The sequence below is a fragment of the Pelomonas aquatica genome (genome assembly GCF_026712205.1).
Taxonomy (GTDB): Bacteria; Pseudomonadota; Gammaproteobacteria; order Burkholderiales; family Burkholderiaceae_C; genus Pelomonas; species Pelomonas aquatica.
Genome location: NZ_JAPPUW010000007.1, coordinates 97,526 through 113,970 on the forward strand (window position 1 = coordinate 97,526; position 16,445 = coordinate 113,970).

General features: G+C 69.5%; 11 protein-coding genes. 5 read left to right on the forward strand and 6 right to left on the reverse strand.

Going from position 1 to position 16,445, the window contains the following annotated elements; genetic code table 11:
- Positions 1-33 precede the first annotated feature (33 nt).
- The 4 genes from NYP07_RS09160 to aceE form a co-directional block, all read right to left on the reverse strand.
- A complete protein-coding gene (locus tag NYP07_RS09160) occupies positions 34-246 on the reverse strand; it encodes a hypothetical protein (protein WP_268149599.1) in 213 nt (70 codons plus the stop codon).
- Positions 247-392: 146 nt separating this feature from the next.
- The gene (gene lpdA, locus NYP07_RS09165; protein ID WP_268149601.1) at positions 393-2,183 is read right to left on the reverse strand and encodes a dihydrolipoyl dehydrogenase; all 1,791 of its coding nucleotides are present in this window, start codon (positions 2,181-2,183) and stop codon (positions 393-395) included.
- Between the two features lie 18 nt (positions 2,184-2,201).
- The gene (aceF, locus tag NYP07_RS09170) at positions 2,202-3,866 is read right to left on the reverse strand and encodes a dihydrolipoyllysine-residue acetyltransferase (protein ID WP_268149603.1); all 1,665 of its coding nucleotides are present in this window, start codon (positions 3,864-3,866) and stop codon (positions 2,202-2,204) included.
- A 124-nt stretch (positions 3,867-3,990) separates the two neighbouring features.
- The gene (gene aceE / locus NYP07_RS09175) at positions 3,991-6,702 is read right to left on the reverse strand and encodes a pyruvate dehydrogenase (acetyl-transferring), homodimeric type (protein WP_268149605.1); all 2,712 of its coding nucleotides are present in this window, start codon (positions 6,700-6,702) and stop codon (positions 3,991-3,993) included.
- Between the two features lie 182 nt (positions 6,703-6,884).
- Between aceE and NYP07_RS09180 the strand changes: the two genes are divergently transcribed.
- The 5 genes from NYP07_RS09180 (at position 6,885) to NYP07_RS09200 (ending at position 13,619) form a co-directional block, all read left to right on the forward strand.
- Positions 6,885-9,479 carry a PAS domain S-box protein gene (locus tag NYP07_RS09180; RefSeq protein WP_268149607.1) on the forward strand — a complete coding sequence of 865 codons (2,595 nt, stop codon included), beginning with the start codon at positions 6,885-6,887 and terminating at the stop codon, positions 9,477-9,479.
- A complete protein-coding gene (locus NYP07_RS09185) occupies positions 9,476-10,099 on the forward strand; it encodes a response regulator transcription factor (protein ID WP_268149609.1) in 624 nt (207 codons plus the stop codon). The genes NYP07_RS09180 and NYP07_RS09185 overlap by 4 nt, the downstream gene beginning before the upstream one ends.
- A gap of 153 nt (positions 10,100-10,252) precedes the next feature.
- Positions 10,253-11,113 (forward strand): bifunctional methylenetetrahydrofolate dehydrogenase/methenyltetrahydrofolate cyclohydrolase FolD, encoded by an 861-nt coding sequence (gene folD, locus NYP07_RS09190; protein ID WP_268149610.1) that lies wholly within the window; start codon positions 10,253-10,255, stop codon positions 11,111-11,113.
- 2 nt (positions 11,114-11,115) lie between these two features.
- Positions 11,116-13,104 carry a M3 family metallopeptidase gene (locus NYP07_RS09195; protein ID WP_378989964.1) on the forward strand — a complete coding sequence of 663 codons (1,989 nt, stop codon included), beginning with the start codon at positions 11,116-11,118 and terminating at the stop codon, positions 13,102-13,104.
- Complete coding sequence (locus NYP07_RS09200; RefSeq protein ID WP_268149612.1) at positions 13,104-13,619, forward strand: DUF1697 domain-containing protein; 516 nt, start codon at positions 13,104-13,106, stop codon at positions 13,617-13,619. The genes NYP07_RS09195 and NYP07_RS09200 overlap by 1 nt, the downstream gene beginning before the upstream one ends.
- Here the strand turns inward: NYP07_RS09200 and NYP07_RS09205 are convergent.
- Both NYP07_RS09205 and NYP07_RS09210 read right to left on the reverse strand, forming a co-directional pair.
- The gene (locus NYP07_RS09205; protein ID WP_268149614.1) at positions 13,597-15,219 is read right to left on the reverse strand and encodes a SulP family inorganic anion transporter; all 1,623 of its coding nucleotides are present in this window, start codon (positions 15,217-15,219) and stop codon (positions 13,597-13,599) included. The two genes, NYP07_RS09200 and NYP07_RS09205, sit on opposite strands and share 23 nt — an antisense overlap.
- Complete coding sequence (locus NYP07_RS09210; protein WP_268149616.1) at positions 15,209-16,444, reverse strand: DUF2252 domain-containing protein; 1,236 nt, start codon at positions 16,442-16,444, stop codon at positions 15,209-15,211. The genes NYP07_RS09205 and NYP07_RS09210 overlap by 11 nt, the downstream gene beginning before the upstream one ends.
- Position 16,445: the final 1 nt, after the last annotated feature.

Sequence of the window (16,445 nt, forward strand, 5' to 3'; positions counted from 1 at the left end):
AGCGGCTGGGCCTTGCGTTTTTCGTGCTGCCCGTCAGTGCATCAGTTGCCACACGCCAACGAGGACATTGCCCCAGACCGTGATGTTGAACCCCAGCAGCGTGAAGACGCGCAGGAAGTTCCACATCCGGCGCGCCCGCTGCAGGGCCTCGTCTGCGCCGGTGAAGACGTAGATGCCCATGTAGAGCGCCGAGGGCAGCAGCGTGGCCACCATCACCGCAGCCATGAGCCAGTAGAAGAAGGTCATGCCTGCATTGTGGCCACGGCCGGCGCCCCCGAGGCTCGGCGTTAGCCCGAAGGCCAGGCGCGCAGCGCCTGCAGCCGGGCGGCTCGGAGCAGGGCCGGGGAGGCCGCGGCGCTGGCCCATTCAGGCGACAGGCCGCCCCCGCACGTTCAGCGCGTCGCCTTGCGCGCCGGCGGCACGTCAGTGCAGGAGCCGTGCGCGACCTCGGCGGCCATGCCCAGGGATTCGCCCAACGTCGGGTGCGGGTGGATGGTCTTGCCGATGTCCACCGCGTCCGCGCCCATCTCGATGGCCAGCGCGATCTCGCCGATCATGTCGCCGGCATGGGTGCCGACGATGCCGCCGCCGATGATGCGGTGGCTTTCCTCGTCGAAGATCAGCTTGGTGAAGCCCTCGTCGCGGCCGTTGGCGATGGCGCGGCCGGAGGCCGTCCACGGGAACAGGCCCTTGGTGATCTTGACGCCCTGGGCCTTGGCCTCGTCCTCGGTCATGCCCACCCAGGCGACCTCGGGGTCGGTGTAGGCCACGCTCGGGATCACGCGGGCGTCGAACCGGCTCTTCGCCAATGCGGCGTCGCCCAGCAGCTCGCCGGCGATGACCTCGGCAGCCACATGGCCCTCGTGCACCGCCTTGTGGGCCAGCATGGGCTGGCCGACGATGTCGCCGATGGCGAAGATGTTGGCCACGTTGGTGCGCATCTGCACGTCGACCGGGATGAAGCCGCGGTCCGTCACGACGACGCCCGCGTTCTCGGCGGCGATCTTCCTGCCGTTGGGCGTGCGGCCCACGGCCTGCAACACGAGGTCGTAGCGCTGCGGCTCCTTGGGTGCGCCCTCGCCTTCGAAGCTCACCCAGATGCCGTCCGGCTTGGCCTCGGCACCCACCGTCTTCGTGTTCAACATGATGTTGTCGAAGCGGCCCTGGTTGAACTTCTGCCAGACCTTGACGAGGTCGCGGTCGGCGCCGGTCATCAGCGTGGGCAGCATCTCGACGACGTCCAGGCGGGCGCCCAGCGTCGAGTACACCGTGCCCATCTCCAGGCCGATGATGCCGCCGCCGACGATGAGCATCTTCTGCGGCTTCACACTCATCTCCAGCGCGCCGGTCGAGTCGACGATGCGCGGGTCGTTGGGCAGGAAGGGCAGGCGCACGGCCTGCGAACCGGCCGCGATGATGAGGCGCTTGAAGGCCACCGTCTGCGACTGGCCGGTCTTGGCCTGGCCGACGGCGCCCTCGGTCGCCTCGACCTTCAGGTGCTGGGCGTCCAGCAGCGCGCCGACACCGCGCAGCACGGTCACCTTGCGCATCTTGGCCATCGCGGCGAGGCCGCCGGTCAGCTTGCCGGTGACCTTGTTCTTGTGGGCGCGCAGCTTGTCGATGTCGACGGTGGGCTCGCCGAAGACGACGCCCAGGTCGGCCATATGCGAGGCCTCGTCCATGACGGCCGCGACGTGCAGCAGGGCCTTGGACGGGATGCAGCCCACGTTCAGGCAGACGCCGCCCAGCGTCGCATAGCGCTCGACGATGGCGACCTGGAGGCCGAGGTCGGCCGCGCGGAAGGCGGCCGAGTAACCGCCCGGGCCGCCGCCGAGGACGACGACGTCGAAGGCCTGGTCGGCGCTGCCCGAGTAGGTCGCGGCGACCGGTGCCGGCGCTGCGGCCACGGTTGCGGGCGCCGCAGCGGCCGGGGCCGGTGCAACGGCGGCGGACTCCAGCGTCAGCACGACCGAGCCCTTGCTGACCTTGTCGCCCAGCTTGACGCGCAGCTCCTTGACCACGCCGGCAGCCGACGACGGGATCTCCATCGAGGCCTTGTCGCTCTCGACGGTGATCAGGCTCTGCTCGACCTTGACGCTGTCGCCGGCCTTGACCAGCACCTCGATGACGCCGACTTCGTCGAAGTCGCCGATGTCGGGAACTTGAACTTCAATGATTGCCATGATGAGTTCAGCTCCCGATCACAGGGCAATGCGACGGAAGTCCGCCAGCAGCGACGCGAAATAGACGTTGAAGCGCGCGGCCGCGGCGCCGTCGATGACGCGGTGGTCCCAGCTCAGCGACAGCGGCAGCATCAGGCGCGGCTGGAAGGCCTTGCCGTCCCAGACCGGCTCCATGGCGCTCTTGCAGACGCCCATGATGGCCACTTCGGGCGCATTGATGATGGGCGTGAAGTATTTGCCGCCGATGCCGCCCAGCGACGAGATCGAGAAGCAGCCGCCGCTCATGTCGGCCGGGCCCAGCTTGCCGTCGCGGGCCTTCTTGGCCAGCTCGGACATCTCGGCGCTGATCTGGAAGATGCCCTTCTTGTCGGCGTCCTTGATGACGGGCACGACGAGGCCGTTGGGCGTGTCGGCCGCGAAGCCGATGTGGAAGTAGTTCTTCAGCACCAGCGTGTCGCCGTCGAGGCTGCTGTTGAACTCGGGGAACTTCTTCAGCGCCGCGACGGCCGCCTTGATCATGAAGGCGAGCATCGTGACCTTCACGGCGCCGGCGCCGTTTTCAGATTTCGCGGCTTTCTCGTTCTCCAAGTTCAGCTGCACGCGGAAGGCTTCGAGCTCGGTGATGTCGGCATCGTCGTGGTTGGTCACGTGCGGGATGACGACCCAGTTGCGGTGCAGGTTGGCGCCCGAGATCTTCTTGATGCGGGACAGCTCCTTGCGCTCCACGGCGCCGAACTTCTCGAAGTCCACCTTGGGCCAGGGCAGCAGGCCGGGGAAGGCGCCACCCGTGGCCGCGGCGGCAGCGGGCGCGGCGGCCTTCTGCGCAGCCGTCTGCACGGCGCCGGACATCACGGCCTTCACGAAGCCCTGAACGTCGCTCTCGACGATGCGGCCCTTGGCGCCGCTGCCCTTCACCTCGGCCAGCGGCACGCCCAGCTCGCGGGCGAGCTTGCGGATGCTGGGCGAGGCGTGGGGCAGCTGGCCCGTGGGCGACGTGGGCTGGTGGGCCGGCAGCGCGACCGCAGGCGCGGCGGCGGCAGCCTGGGCCGGTGCGGCCACCGGTGCCGCAGCAACCAGTGCCGCGGCCGCAGGCGCCGGCGCCGCGACGGCAGCGCCACCGGCCGCCTTCACGCGCGCCAGCGGCGTGCCCTTGCTGACCTTGTCGCCGATCTTGACGAGCAGTTCCTCGACGACGCCGGCCGTGGAGGACGGGATCTCCATCGAGGCCTTGTCGCTTTCGACGGTGATCAGGCTCTGCTCCAGCTTGACCGCGTCGCCCACCTTCACGAGCAGCTCGATGACGGCCACCTCGTCGAAGTCGCCGATGTCCGGCACCTCGACGGTGACCGAGCCGCCCGAAGCGGCGACCGCGACCGGTGCTGCAACCGGGGCCGGCGCAGCCGCCACGGGAGCGGGCGCGGCGGCGGGTGCCGGCGCCGCCGCGGCATCGCTCTCGACGACGACGAGCAGGCTGCCCTCGCTGACCTTGTCGCCCACGGCGACCTTGATCTCCTTGACGACGCCGGCAGACGAGGACGGGATCTCCATCGACGCCTTGTCGCTCTCCACCGTCACGAGGCTTTGCTCGACCTTGATGCGGTCGCCGACCTTGACCAGCACCTCGATGACGCCGACCTCGTCGAAATCGCCGATGTCGGGAACCTTGACTTCAACCAATGCCATAACCCTTGTCTCCATTCATTCGCAGATGTAGTGCCTTCCCAAGCAGCACCCGTGGAACTGGCTTTGCCAGGCCACCGGGTGCGCCCCCTTGAGGGGGAGGCGCGTCAGCGCCTCGGGGGTGGGCCTATGCATACAGGGGGTTGATCTTGTCGGCATCGATGCCGTACCTGGCGATCGCCTCGGCCACGCGCGCCATCGGGATCGCGCCGTCATCGGCCAGCGCCTTCAGCGCGGCGACGACGATGTAGTGGCGGTTGATCTCGAAGTGCTGGCGCAGCTTGGAGCGGAAGTCGCTGCGGCCGAAGCCGTCGGTGCCCAGCACCTTGTAGGAGCGGCCCTTGGGGATGAAGCCGCGGATCTGCTCGGCGTAGTTCTTCATGTAGTCGGTCGACGCGATGACCGGGCCGTTCGTGCGGCCGAGCTGCTGCGTGACGAAGGGCACGCAGGCCAGTTCGGTCGGGTGCAGCAGGTTCCAGCGCTCGGCGTTCTGGCCGTCGCGGGCCAGTTCGTTGAAGCTCGGGCAGCTCCACACATTGGCGCCCACGCCCCAGTCCTCCTCCAGCAGCATCTTGGCGACCTGGCTCTCGCGCAGGATGGTGCCCGAGCCCAGCAAGTTGACGCTGACGGGCTTGCCCGCGTCGGCCTCTTCCAGCAGATACATGCCCTTGAGGATCTGCTCCTCGGTGCCGGCCTTCAGGCCCGGCATCGGGTAGTTCTCGTTCAGCAGCGTGATGTAGTAGAAGACGTTTTCCTGGTCTTCCACCATGCGCTTGAGGCCGCGCTGCATGATGACCGCCACCTCGTGGGCGAAGGTCGGGTCGTAGGACACGCAGTTGGGGATGGTGCCGGCCAGGATGTGGCTGTGGCCGTCCTCGTGCTGCAGGCCTTCGCCGTTCAGCGTCGTGCGGCCCGAGGTGCCGCCCAGCAGGAAGCCGCGCGCCTGCATGTCGCCCGCCGCCCAGGCCAGGTCGCCGATGCGCTGGAAGCCGAACATCGAGTAGTAGACGTAGAACGGGATCATGATCCGGTTGCTCGTCGAATAGCTCGTGGCCGCCGCGATCCAGCTGGCCATGCCGCCGGCCTCGTTGATGCCTTCCTGCAGGATCTGGCCGGCCTTGTCCTCGCGGTAGTACATCACCTGGTCCTTGTCGACCGGGGTGTAGAGCTGGCCCTTGGGGTTGTAGATGCCGATCTGGCGGAACAGGCCTTCCATGCCGAAGGTGCGCGCCTCGTCGACCAGGATGGGCACGACGCGCGGGCCGATGTCCTTGTCGCGCAGCAGTTGCGTCAGGAAGCGCACATAGGCCTGGGTCGTCGAGATCTCGCGGCCCTCGGCCGTCGGGTCCAGCACGGCCTGGAAGGTGGCGAGCTCGGGCGTCTTGAACTGCTCGTCGGCCTTGGCGCGGCGGTGCGGCAGATAGCCGCCCAGCGCCTGGCGGCGCTCGTGCAGATAGCGCATCTCGGGCGTGTCGTCGGCCGGCTTGTAGTAGGGCAGCTTGGGCAGCTCGCTGTCGGGCACCGGGATGTTGAAGCGGTCGCGGATGTAGCGGATGTCGTCGTCGGTCAGCTTCTTGGTCTGGTGGACGGTGTTCTTGCCCTCGCCGGCCTTGCCCATGCCGTAGCCCTTGACGGTCTTGACCAGCAGCACGGTGGGCTGGCCCGTCGTGTTGTGGTGGGCCTGGTGGAAGGCGGCGTAGACCTTCTCGGGCTCGTGGCCGCCGCGGCGCAGCTCGAAGACCTCTTCGTCCGTCATGTGGGCGACGAGCTTGGCGGTCTCGGGGTATTTGCCGAAGAAGTGCTTGCGGACATAGGCGCCGTCGTTGGCCTTCATGGCCTGGTAGTCGCCGTCCAGCGTCTCCATCATCAGCTGCTTCAACTTGCCGCTCTTGTCGCGCGCCAGCAGCTCGTCCCAGCCCTTGCCCCAGATCAGCTTGATGACGTTCCAGCCGCTGCCGCGGAACTCGCCTTCCAGCTCCTGGATGATCTTGCCGTTGCCGCGCACCGGGCCGTCCAGGCGCTGCAGATTGCAGTTGACGACGAAGACCAGGTTGTCCAGGCCCTCGCGCGCGGCCAGGCCGATGGCGCCCAGGCTCTCGGGCTCGTCCATCTCGCCGTCGCCCAGGAAGACCCAGACCTTGCGGTTCTCGGTGTTGGCGATGCCGCGGGCGTGCAGATATCTCAGGAAGCGCGCCTGGTAGATCGCCATCAGCGGGCCCAGGCCCATGGAGACGGTCGGGAACTGCCAGAACTCCGGCATCAGCTTCGGGTGGGGGTAGCTGGACAGGCCCTTGCCCTGCACTTCCTGGCGGAAGTTGTCGAGCTGGGCCTCGCTCAGCCGGCCTTCGAGGAAGGCGCGGGCGTAGATGCCGGGCGCGCTGTGGCCCTGGATGTAGAGGCAGTCGCCGCCATGACCCTCGCTCTCGGCATGCCAGAAGTGGTTGAAGCCGGCACCGAACATGCTGGCCACCGACGCGAAGGAGCCGATATGCCCGCCCAGGTCGCCGCCGTCCTCCGGGTTCAGCCGGTTGGCGCGCACGACCATGGCCATCGCGTTCCAGCGCATATAGGCGCGCAGGCGCTTCTCGATCTGGATGTTGCCGGGGCAGCGGGCTTCCTGGTCGGGGGCGATGGTGTTGACATAGCCCGTCGTCGCCGAGAACGGCAGGTCGACGCTGTGCTGGCGGGCATGCCCGAGCAGTTCCTCGATCAGGAAGTGCGCACGCTCGGCACCCTCGCGGTCGATGACGGCGGACAGCGCGTCCAGCCACTCCTTGGTTTCCTGCGGATCGTTGTCGTTCGCGGCGGCGCCGAGAAACGCTTGCGGCTGGGCTGACATGGCCGGTCTCCTAATCAGTCCGCCTCTGGCGGGCGGAAGTGGCTGTTCTAACAGGGTGCAAAACGCGAGCCCAGGCCCGCGAGCGGGCGCAGTGTCTCACAAGCTTCCGCATTTCCCAAATGGTGCGAAACGATTTCTTAATGTGAAATTATCGTGTCGAGGCCGCCCCGGATAATTTGCCGATGTCCGTCGACTCCCCCATCCCCGAGATCCGCAGCCGCGGCCAGCGCATGCTGGCGCCGTTGCGCCGCCTGGTCGCCAGCTGGTGGTTCCGGCAATCGCCGTCGCGCCAGGACCGGCTGGCCACGCTGGGCCCGCTGATCTCGGTGCTGCTCTTCCTGGCCGCCATCGTTTCGGCCTTCTGGTATCTGCGCAACGAGGAGATCGAGCGCGAGACCGAGAGCGTCAAGCGCGACACCGAGATCGCCCAGCAGCAGATCCGCCTGCGCCTGATCGAGAACCAGGAGCAGCTCGTGCGCATCGCGCGCGAGGTCGTCACGCGCCAGATCGACGCCCACGAGTTCTCGGCCCAGGCCCAGGCGTTCGCGCGCGAACGCCCCGAGCTGACCCATGTGACCTGGCTGAGCGCGCGGCGCGAGCGCCGCAGCAGCGTGGGCGCGGCGGGCTTCCAGGCCGACGGGCTGATGACGGCGGACAGCGACGACCCGTCCATGCCCATGCCCAACCAGTCCAACGCGGCCGAGATCGCCTTCGAGGCCGCCAAGGAAAGGCGCCAGCCGGTCTACTCGCCGCCCTTCGCCGACGCCAACGGCACGACCGTCTTCCAGCTGCACATCCCGCTGATCGACCGCGGCGGCTTCGCCGGCGTGCTGATCGCCGAATACACCGTCGAGGCCCTGCTGCGCTACTACGTGCCCAGCGAGGTCGCCACGCGCCACAGCATCGCCGTGCTGGATGCGCGCGACCAGGTCGTCAGCAGCACCGTCACGCCGATGCCCGGCCAGGTGCTGCGCCGCGCCGCGCTGGTGCACGAAGTGCCGCTCGCGCCGGCCCTCAACGGCCTGGTGCTGCGCGGCCAGGGCTGGCGCACCTCCATCGGCCTGATCAGCAACGCGCTGTTCTGGCTGGTGCTGGCGCTGGCCGGCCTGACGGTCTGGATGCTGCTAGGCACCTGGCGCCATATGCGCCGGCGCACGCAGATCCAGAACGCGCTGACGCTGGAGACCAATTTCCGCCGCGCGATGGAGAACTCCATGCTGACCGGCATGCGCGCGATGGACATGGACACACGCATCACCTACGTGAACCCGGCCTTCTGCGCGATGACGGGCTTCTCCGAGGCCGACCTCGTCGGCCGCACGCCGCCCTACCCCTTCTGGCCGTCGGACCGGCGCGAGGAGAACGCGCGCCTGCTGCAGCAGGAGCTGCAGGGCCGCAGCCCCTCGGGCGGCGTCGAGGTCAAGATCCAGCGCCGCGACGGCAGCCAGTTCGACGCCCGCGTCTATGTGTCGCCGCTGGTCGACATCAAGGGCAAGCAGACCGGCTGGATGACCTCGATGACCAACATCACCGAGGCCAAGCGCGTGCGCGATCAGCTCTCGGCCTCGCACGAGCGCTTCACGACCGTGCTGGAAGGCCTGGACGCGGCCGTGTCCGTGCTGTCCGTGCAGCCGCCCGAGCTGCTGTTCGCCAACCGCAGCTACCGCCTCTGGTTCGGCGCCGACCCGGCCGGCCACGCGCTGCTGGCCGGCGGCCAGCTCGTCGGCACGACGAGCCGGCGCGGCCTCGGCGACACGGGCGATCATGGCGATGAGGTCGACGACTATTCCGGCCTGCCCGCCGAGGCGCTGACCGACATCGGCGCCGACCCGCGCGAGGTCTATGTCGAGTCGCTGGCCATGTGGTTCGACGTGCGCGCGCGCTATCTGCAGTGGACCGACGGGCGGCTGGCGCAGATGCTGATCGCCACCGACATCACGATGCGCCGCCACGCCGAGGCGCAGGCCGCGCTGCAGGCCGAGAAGGCCCAGGTCACGAGCCGCCTGATGACGATGGGCGAGATGGCCTCCAGCGTGGCCCACGAGCTGAACCAGCCGCTGACCGCCATCACCAACTACTGCAACGGCATGGTCAGCCGCGTGCGCAACGACTCGATCGACAGGGACGCGCTGCTCGCCGCGCTGCAGAAGACCGCCAAGCAGGCCGAGCGCGCCGGCCAGATCATCCACCGCATCCGCGCCTTCGTGAAGCGCAGCGAGCCGCAGCGCCAGCCGGCGCACGCGGCCGACATCGTCGAGGACGCGGTCGAGCTGGCCGGCATCGAGCTGCGCCGGCGCAGCGTGGCCATTCACACCTATGTGGCCCAGCGCCTGCCGCAGCTGATGGTCGACCCCATCCTCATCGAGCAGGTGCTGATGAACCTGCTGAAGAACGCCGCCGAGGCCATCGACAACGCGTCGCTGCCGACCTCGCGCCGCCACATCGAGCTGAGGGTCGTGCCCAAGCACAGCGCCGAGCTGGGCGGCCAGATCGAGTTCTCGGTGACCGACATGGGCCCGGGTTTGCCCGACGAGGTGCTGGCCCGCATGTACGAGGCTTTCTTCTCGACCAAGACCGACGGCCTGGGCATCGGATTAGGGTTATGCCGGTCCATCGTCGAGTCCCACCAGGGCCGGATAAAAGCCGAGAACCTCTACAATGGATCCCTTGTCGTCGGGTGCCGATTCGCCTTCACGATCCCGGTCACCATCACCTCAGAACAGCTGCGCCATGACGGCGCCGGCAGCGCTCAGAGAACCGAACCCACCACACCATGAGCTTGATCCCGAAGAAGGGCAACGTCTACGTTGTCGACGACGACGAAGCGGTCCGCGACTCCCTGCAGTGGCTGCTCGAAGGCAAGGATTACCGGGTCAAGTGCTTTGACTCCGCCGAATCCTTCCTGGCCCGCTACGACCCCCGCGAGGTCGCCTGCCTGATCGCCGACATCCGCATGGACGGCATGACCGGCCTGGAACTGCAGGACCGCCTCATCGAGCGCAAGAGTCCCCTGCCCGTCGTCTTCATCACCGGCCACGGCGACGTCCCCATGGCCGTGCAGACGATGAAGAAAGGCGCGATGGACTTCATCGAGAAGCCCTTCAAGGAAGAAGAGCTGCTGGCTCTCGTCGAGCGCATGCTCGACCAGGCCCGCGACGCCTTCTCCAGCCACCAGGAAGCCGCCAGCCGCGACGCCCTGCTGGCGCGGCTCACGACCCGCGAGGCCCAGGTGCTGGAACGCATCGTCGCCGGCCGCCTGAACAAGCAGATCGCCGACGACCTCGGCATCAGCATCAAGACGGTCGAGGCCCATCGCGCCAACATCATGGAGAAGCTCAACGCCAACACCGTGGCCGATCTGCTGAAGATCGCGTTGGGTGCCACGGCGAAGGCCTGATTCCGCCGACCACCGAAAGGCCGCTGAATCCTCAGCGGCTTTTTGCTTTCTGACTTTTCAAATGCAACCACAGAGGCACAGAGACACGGAGGAATTCAAAGCTCTTCTTCTCTGTGCCTCGGTGCCTCTGTGGTTGCATTTCTGGAGCCTCACATGACCGCCCAATTGATCGACGGCCTCGCCCTTGCCAAGCAACTGCGCGCCGAAGCCGCCACCCGCGCCGCCGCACTGACCGCCCAGGGCAAGCAGCCCGGCCTCGCCGTCGTGCTGGTGGGCGACAACCCGGCCAGCCAGGTCTATGTGCGCAACAAGGTCAAGGCCTGCGAGGAAGCCGGCATCCGCTCGGTGCTGGAAAAGTACGAGGCGTCCATGACCGAGGCCGAGCTGCTGGCCCGCGTCGAGGCGCTGAACAACGACCCGACCATCCACGGCATCCTCGTCCAGCTGCCCCTGCCCAAGCACATCGACGACCACAAGGTCATCGAGTCCATCTCGCCGGCCAAGGACGTCGACGGCTTCCACGTCGCCAGCGCCGGCGCGCTGATGGTCGGCGAGCCGGGCTTCAAGGCCTGCACGCCCTACGGCTGCATGAAGATGCTGGAGAGCATCGGCATGAAGGACTTGCGCGGCAAGCATGCCGTCGTCATCGGCCGCAGCAACATCGTCGGCAAGCCCATGGCGATGATGCTGCTGGCCGCCAACGCGACCGTCACCGTCTGCCACAGCGGCACGGCCGACCTCGGCGCGATGACCCGCCAGGCCGACGTCATCGTCGCCGCGGTGGGCAAGCGCAATGTGCTGACGGCCGACATGGTCAAGCCCGGCGCCGTTGTCATCGACGTCGGCATGAACCGCAACGACGAGGGCAAGCTCTGCGGCGACGTGGACTTCGACGGCGTGAAGCAGGTGGCCGGCTGGATCACCCCCGTGCCGGGTGGGGTCGGGCCAATGACCATCGCCATGCTCCTGGTCAACACGCTTGAATCTGCCGAACGAGCCGCAAGCTCCGCCTGACCATGACCAACCCCCTTCTCTCCACCGCCGCCCTGCCCGACTTCGCGGCCATCCGGCCCGAGCATGTGCAGCCCGCCATCACCGAGCTGCTGGCCGCGGCCCAGGCGGCCTTGGACGAGGCCGTCAAGCCCGAGACGCCGGCCGACTACGACGTGCTCTCGCGCATCCTCGACACCGCGACCGAGCGCATGGGTGCGGCCTGGGGCGCCGTGGGCCATCTGAACGCGGTGGCCGACACGCCGGCGCTGCGCGAGGCCTACAACGCGATGCTGCCGGCCGTCACCGAGTTCAGCACGGCCATGGGCGCCAACGAGGCGCTGTTCGCGAAGTACAAGGCCGTGATGGCCGCGCAGGGCGGCACGCTGAGCGCGCCGCGCCGGCAGCTGCTGAAGCACGCCATCCGCGACTTCGTGCTGTCCGGCGCCGAGCTGCAGGGCGCGGCCCGCGAGCGCTATGCCGCCATCCAGGAGCGCAGCGCCGAGCTGCAGCAGCAGTTCAGCGAGCATGTGCTGGACGCGACCGACGGCTGGAGCCATGTGGCATCGGCCGAAGAACTGGCCGGCGTGCCGCAGGACGTGCTCGACGCGACCCGGCTCGACGACGGCGGCCACAAGCTGACGCTGCATTTCCCGGTCTACCTGCCCGTCATCCAGTACGCCGAGAACCGCGCGCTGCGCGAGAGGCTCTACCGTGCCTACGTGACCCGCGCCAGCGAACAGGGCAAGCCCGAATGGGACAACAGCGCCGCGATGCGCGAGATCGTCGCGCTGCGCCAGGAAGAGGCGCGGCTGCTGGGCTACGCCAGCTTTGCCGAGGTGTCGCTGGCGCCCAAGATGGCCAGCACGCCCGCCGAGGTGGCGGGCTTCCTGCGCGACCTCGCCAGCCGCGCCCGCCCCTTCGCCGAGAAGGACCTGGCCGAGCTGCGCGAGTTCGCGAAGGGCGAGCCGCTGGAGGCCTGGGACATCCCCTTCTGGAGCGAGAAGCTCAAGGAAGCGCGCTACGCCTTCAGCGACCAGACCGTGAAGCAGTTCTTCACGGCGCCCAAGGTCGTGGCCGGCCTGTTCGCCATCATCGAGCGCCTGTTCGACGTGACGATCGCCGAGGCCCGGGCCTCCGTCTGGCACGAGACCGTCAAGTTCTACGAGCTGCGCCGCCAGGGCCGGGCGATCGCCAGCTTCTACCTCGACCTCTACGCCCGCCCGGGCAAGCGCCCCGGCGCCTGGATGGACGACGTGCGCAGCCGCTGGCTCAAGCCCTCCGGTGAGCAGCAGTTGCCCGTGGCCCAGCTGGTGTGCAACTTCGCGTCGCCCGTCGGGGAGAAGCCCGCGCTGCTGACCCACGACGACGTCATCACCCTCTTCCACGAGTTCGGCCATGGCCTGCACCACATGCTGACGCAGGTGAACGACCTCGGCGTGTCGGGCATCTCCGGCGTGGAATGGGACGCCGTCGAGCTGCCCAGCCAGTTCATGGAGAACTTCTGCTGGGAGTGGGACGTGCTGGGCCAGCTCAGCGGCCACGTCGACAGCGGCGAGCCGCTGCCGCGCGAGCTCTTCGACAAGATGACCGCGGCCAAGAACTTCCAGAGCGGGCTGATGACGCTGCGCCAGATCGAGTTCGCGCTGTTCGACATGCGCCTGCATGGCGAGCCGGGCGCCGAGGCCGACGTGCAGAAGCTGCTGGACGAGGTCCGCGCCGAAGTCGCCGTGCTGATCCCGCCGGCCTTCAACCGCTTCCAGCACAGCTTCTCGCACATCTTCGCGGGCGGCTATGCGGCCGGCTACTACAGCTACAAATGGGCCGAGCTGCTCAGCGCCGACGCCTGGAGCGCCTTCGAGGAGGAAGGCGTGTTCAACGCTGCCACCGGCCGGCGCTTCCTGCACGAGGTGCTGGAGCAGGGCGGCGCGCGCGACGCCATCGACAGCTTCAAGGCCTTCCGCGGCCGCGAGCCGCGCATCGACGCGCTGCTGCGTCACCAGGGCATGAGCTGATGCGCCATGTGGCGCTGTGGCGCGGCATCAATGTCGGCAAGGCCAAGCGCCTCGCGATGGCCGACCTCAAGGCCCTGCTGGCCGAGCTCGGCGCCACCAACGTCGCGACGTTGCTGAACAGCGGCAACGCCGTCTTCGACACGAAGAAGAAGCTCACGGCCGACAGGATCCGCGCGGCCGTGCTGGACAAGCTCGGCGTCGACGCCGCCGTCATCCTGAAGACGGCCGACGAATGGGCCGCCATCGCGGCCGAACAGCCCATTGCCGAGGCCGACGACCCGAGCCGCCTGCTCGTCACCATCACGGCCGATGCCGCCACGCTGCAGGCCGCGGCCGGCATCGCCACGCAGGGCGACGAGCGCTTCGTCGTCACCGCGCACGCGGCCTATCTGTGGTGCGCCCACGGCATCCTGGAAAGCAAGGCCGGCGCCGCGCTGCTGAAGAAGCTCGGCGAGGCCGGCACGACGCGCAACTGGGCGACGGTCGAGAAGCTCAACGCGCTGGCCCGGGGCTGAGCGCCGCCGCGGCGTCTGCCACGCTCCAGAACTGCCTCTCCTCGCGGCCCAGCCCGTTGGGCGCGCTCGCATGCAGCAGGGCCCGCACCGGCTCCTTCACGCGCGCCAGCAGCAGGCGCTGCTGGCGGGCCGCGAGGCGCTGGTCCAGCTCCATCAGGCATTCCAGCGCGGTGCTGTCGAGGTCGCCGCTCTCCTCCAGGCTCAGCACCAGCGTGGCCGCGCCGTTCGCGGCCAGCCGGGCCGCGGCCTCGGCCATCACGCGCTCGGCGCTGGCGAAGAACAGCGGCTCCTGCGGGCGCAGGATCAGCGCGCCGGGCACCGGCAGCGCGTCGGGGTGCTCGGGCCGGTTGACGAAGTTGCGCGTGCCCGGCATCGCGCCGAGCTCATGCAGCACCGGCTGGCTGAAGCGGCGCAGCGCCTCGACGATGGACAGCGCGACCGAGGCCAGCATGCCGTGCAGCAGGCCTAGCGCCAGCACGGCGACGACGGCGCCGGCGATCAGCAGGCGGTCGCGGCCCAGATGCCAGGTCGCGATCAGGGGCCGCGGCGACAGCGCATGCCACAGCGCCGCGATGACGGCCACGGCCAGCACCGGCCGCGGCAGCCACTGCAGCGCGGGCAGCGCGACGGCGATGGCCAGCCCCAGCACGGCGCAGGCGATGAAGCCCGCGCGGCGGCTCTGCGCGCCGGCGCCGTGGTTGGCCGCGCTGGCCGAGAAGCCCGCGCCCACCGGCATGCCCTGCAGCAGGCCGGCCGCGAGGTTGGCCGCGCCCAGGGCCATCAGCTCGCGGTTGGCGTCCGGCGTGTCGCCGCGCAGCAGGCCCAGCGAGCGGATGCTGCCCCAGGACTCGGCGAACAGCAGCACGACGAGACCGACGGCCAGTTCGGCCACGCGCAGCCAGGCGTCGCGGCCCAGGTCGGGCAGATGCAGCGCGAAGGCCGGCGGGGCCACCGTGCCGACGACCTCGACGCCCTGGCCCTGCAGGCCCAGCCAACGCGTCGCCGCGATGGCGGCCACCAGCGCGATCAGCGAAGCCGGCCAGGTCGGCCAGCGCCGCAGCAGCGCGATCAGCGCGCCGGCCGCCAGCGCGACGAGCAGGCTGGGCAGATGCCAGTCGGCCGCATGGGCCAGCACCCAGACGAGCAGATGGGGCGCGTCCAGGCCCGGCGGCGGGCGCAGGCGGAACACGTCGGGCAGCTGCTTGATGACGATGGTGATGGCCAGCGCGAACGCGAAGCCGCGCAGCACGGGCCGCGACACGAAGGCCGACAGCTGGCCCTGGCGCGCCGCGGCCAGCGCCAGCAGCACGGTGCCCGCCGCCAGCGTCAGCGCCAGCAGCGCCTCCGCGTGCGCGATGCCGGCCAGGCCCGCGGCCGCAGCGGCGGCAAGGCTGGCGCTGGACGAGGTGGGCGCGACGATGGCGTCGCGGCTGCGGCCGAGCAGCGCATAGACGGCCAGGCCGACGAGGGCCGCCGCGAAGGCATGGGCCACCGGCAGCCCGGCCAGGCCGGCATAGGCCACGCCCTCGGGCAGCAGCAGGCCGGCCACGCACAGGCCAGCGGTCAGGTCGGCGCGCCAGCGCGGGGCCTCAACCGGCATGGTTCGCGATGTCGAAGCCGCCCTGGTCGAAGGCCTGGCAGTAGACGGCCCAGTCCTTGTCCACCTGGGCCGCGGTGGCCTGCGACAGCGCCACCAGGCGGTCGCGCCACTTGCCCGCGCCGCTGCCGCGGCGGCCGAAGTCGATCAGCTCGTCCGCCGCGGCCGAGCCCTGCCGGCCCGACGAGCGCAGCTGCGCCCAGGCCATCAGCCGCCCCATCGTGATGAGGCTGTCGGCCAGCGCGTGGCCGTGGGCCGACAGGGCGGCGAGGTCCAGCCTGTCCTCGCTGGGCTGCAGGCCGCGCAGCACATGGGGCCGGCCGTCGAGGCTGACCGCATGCAGGAAGGCCATGGACACGGCCTGCATGCGGCGCTGCACGGCGACGAGGCGCTGCGCTGCATCGCCGAAGCGCGGCTGCTTGCAGCCGCCGGCCGGCGCGAGCACCGACGGCAGGATCTGCTTCAGGTCGAGCAGGTATTGGCCGTCGGCCACGCCCTTGCCGCGCACGAGGATGGCATAGCGCTGCAGGCCCAGGCTGCCGGTGCCGGCCACGCGCCGCGCCACGTCCAGCACCTCGAAGAACTGCGGGTCGTGCTGGGTCTGCGCGAAGCCCTGCATGAAGCCGGCGACCTGCTGCTTCTGCGCGTCGCTGGCCGCCAGCAGGCGCTGGCCGTCGATCTTGAGGCGGCGGTAGCGGCCGGCCCGCGACGGCGGGCCGCAGCGCTTGGCGAGGAAGTCGGCGCGCCGGCGCAGGCTGACCTGGTCCAGCAGCGCGCGCACCGGGCCGGAGGCGGTCTCGCGCTCCAGCCAGTAGGCCTTGCCGGCGGCCAGCGCGTCGGCATAGCCGTCCAGCAGCGCGCGGCACAGGCGCTGGGTGTGGGCGGCGTCCAGGTGCAGCTCCGGCGCGGCCAGCCACAGGCTGGTCAGCAGCCGCAGCGGATCCCAGGCGGCCGGCGCCAGCGCGGCCTCGTCGAAGTCGTTGAGGTCGAAATAGGCCAGCCGGTTGTCGCCCTTGTAGCTGCCGAAGTTCTCCAGGTGCATGTCGCCGCAGCACCAGGCCGGCGGCGCGCTCCTGAGCACGCCGCGGCGCTGCACGCGCTCGTGGAAGAGATGGGCCGTGCCGCGCAGGAAGATGAAGGAGCTCTGGCGCATCTTCGCGAACTTCATGCGCAGCCGCTCCGGGTCGCGCCCGGCGTTGAAGTCGAGGATGGATCGAACGACGTCCATG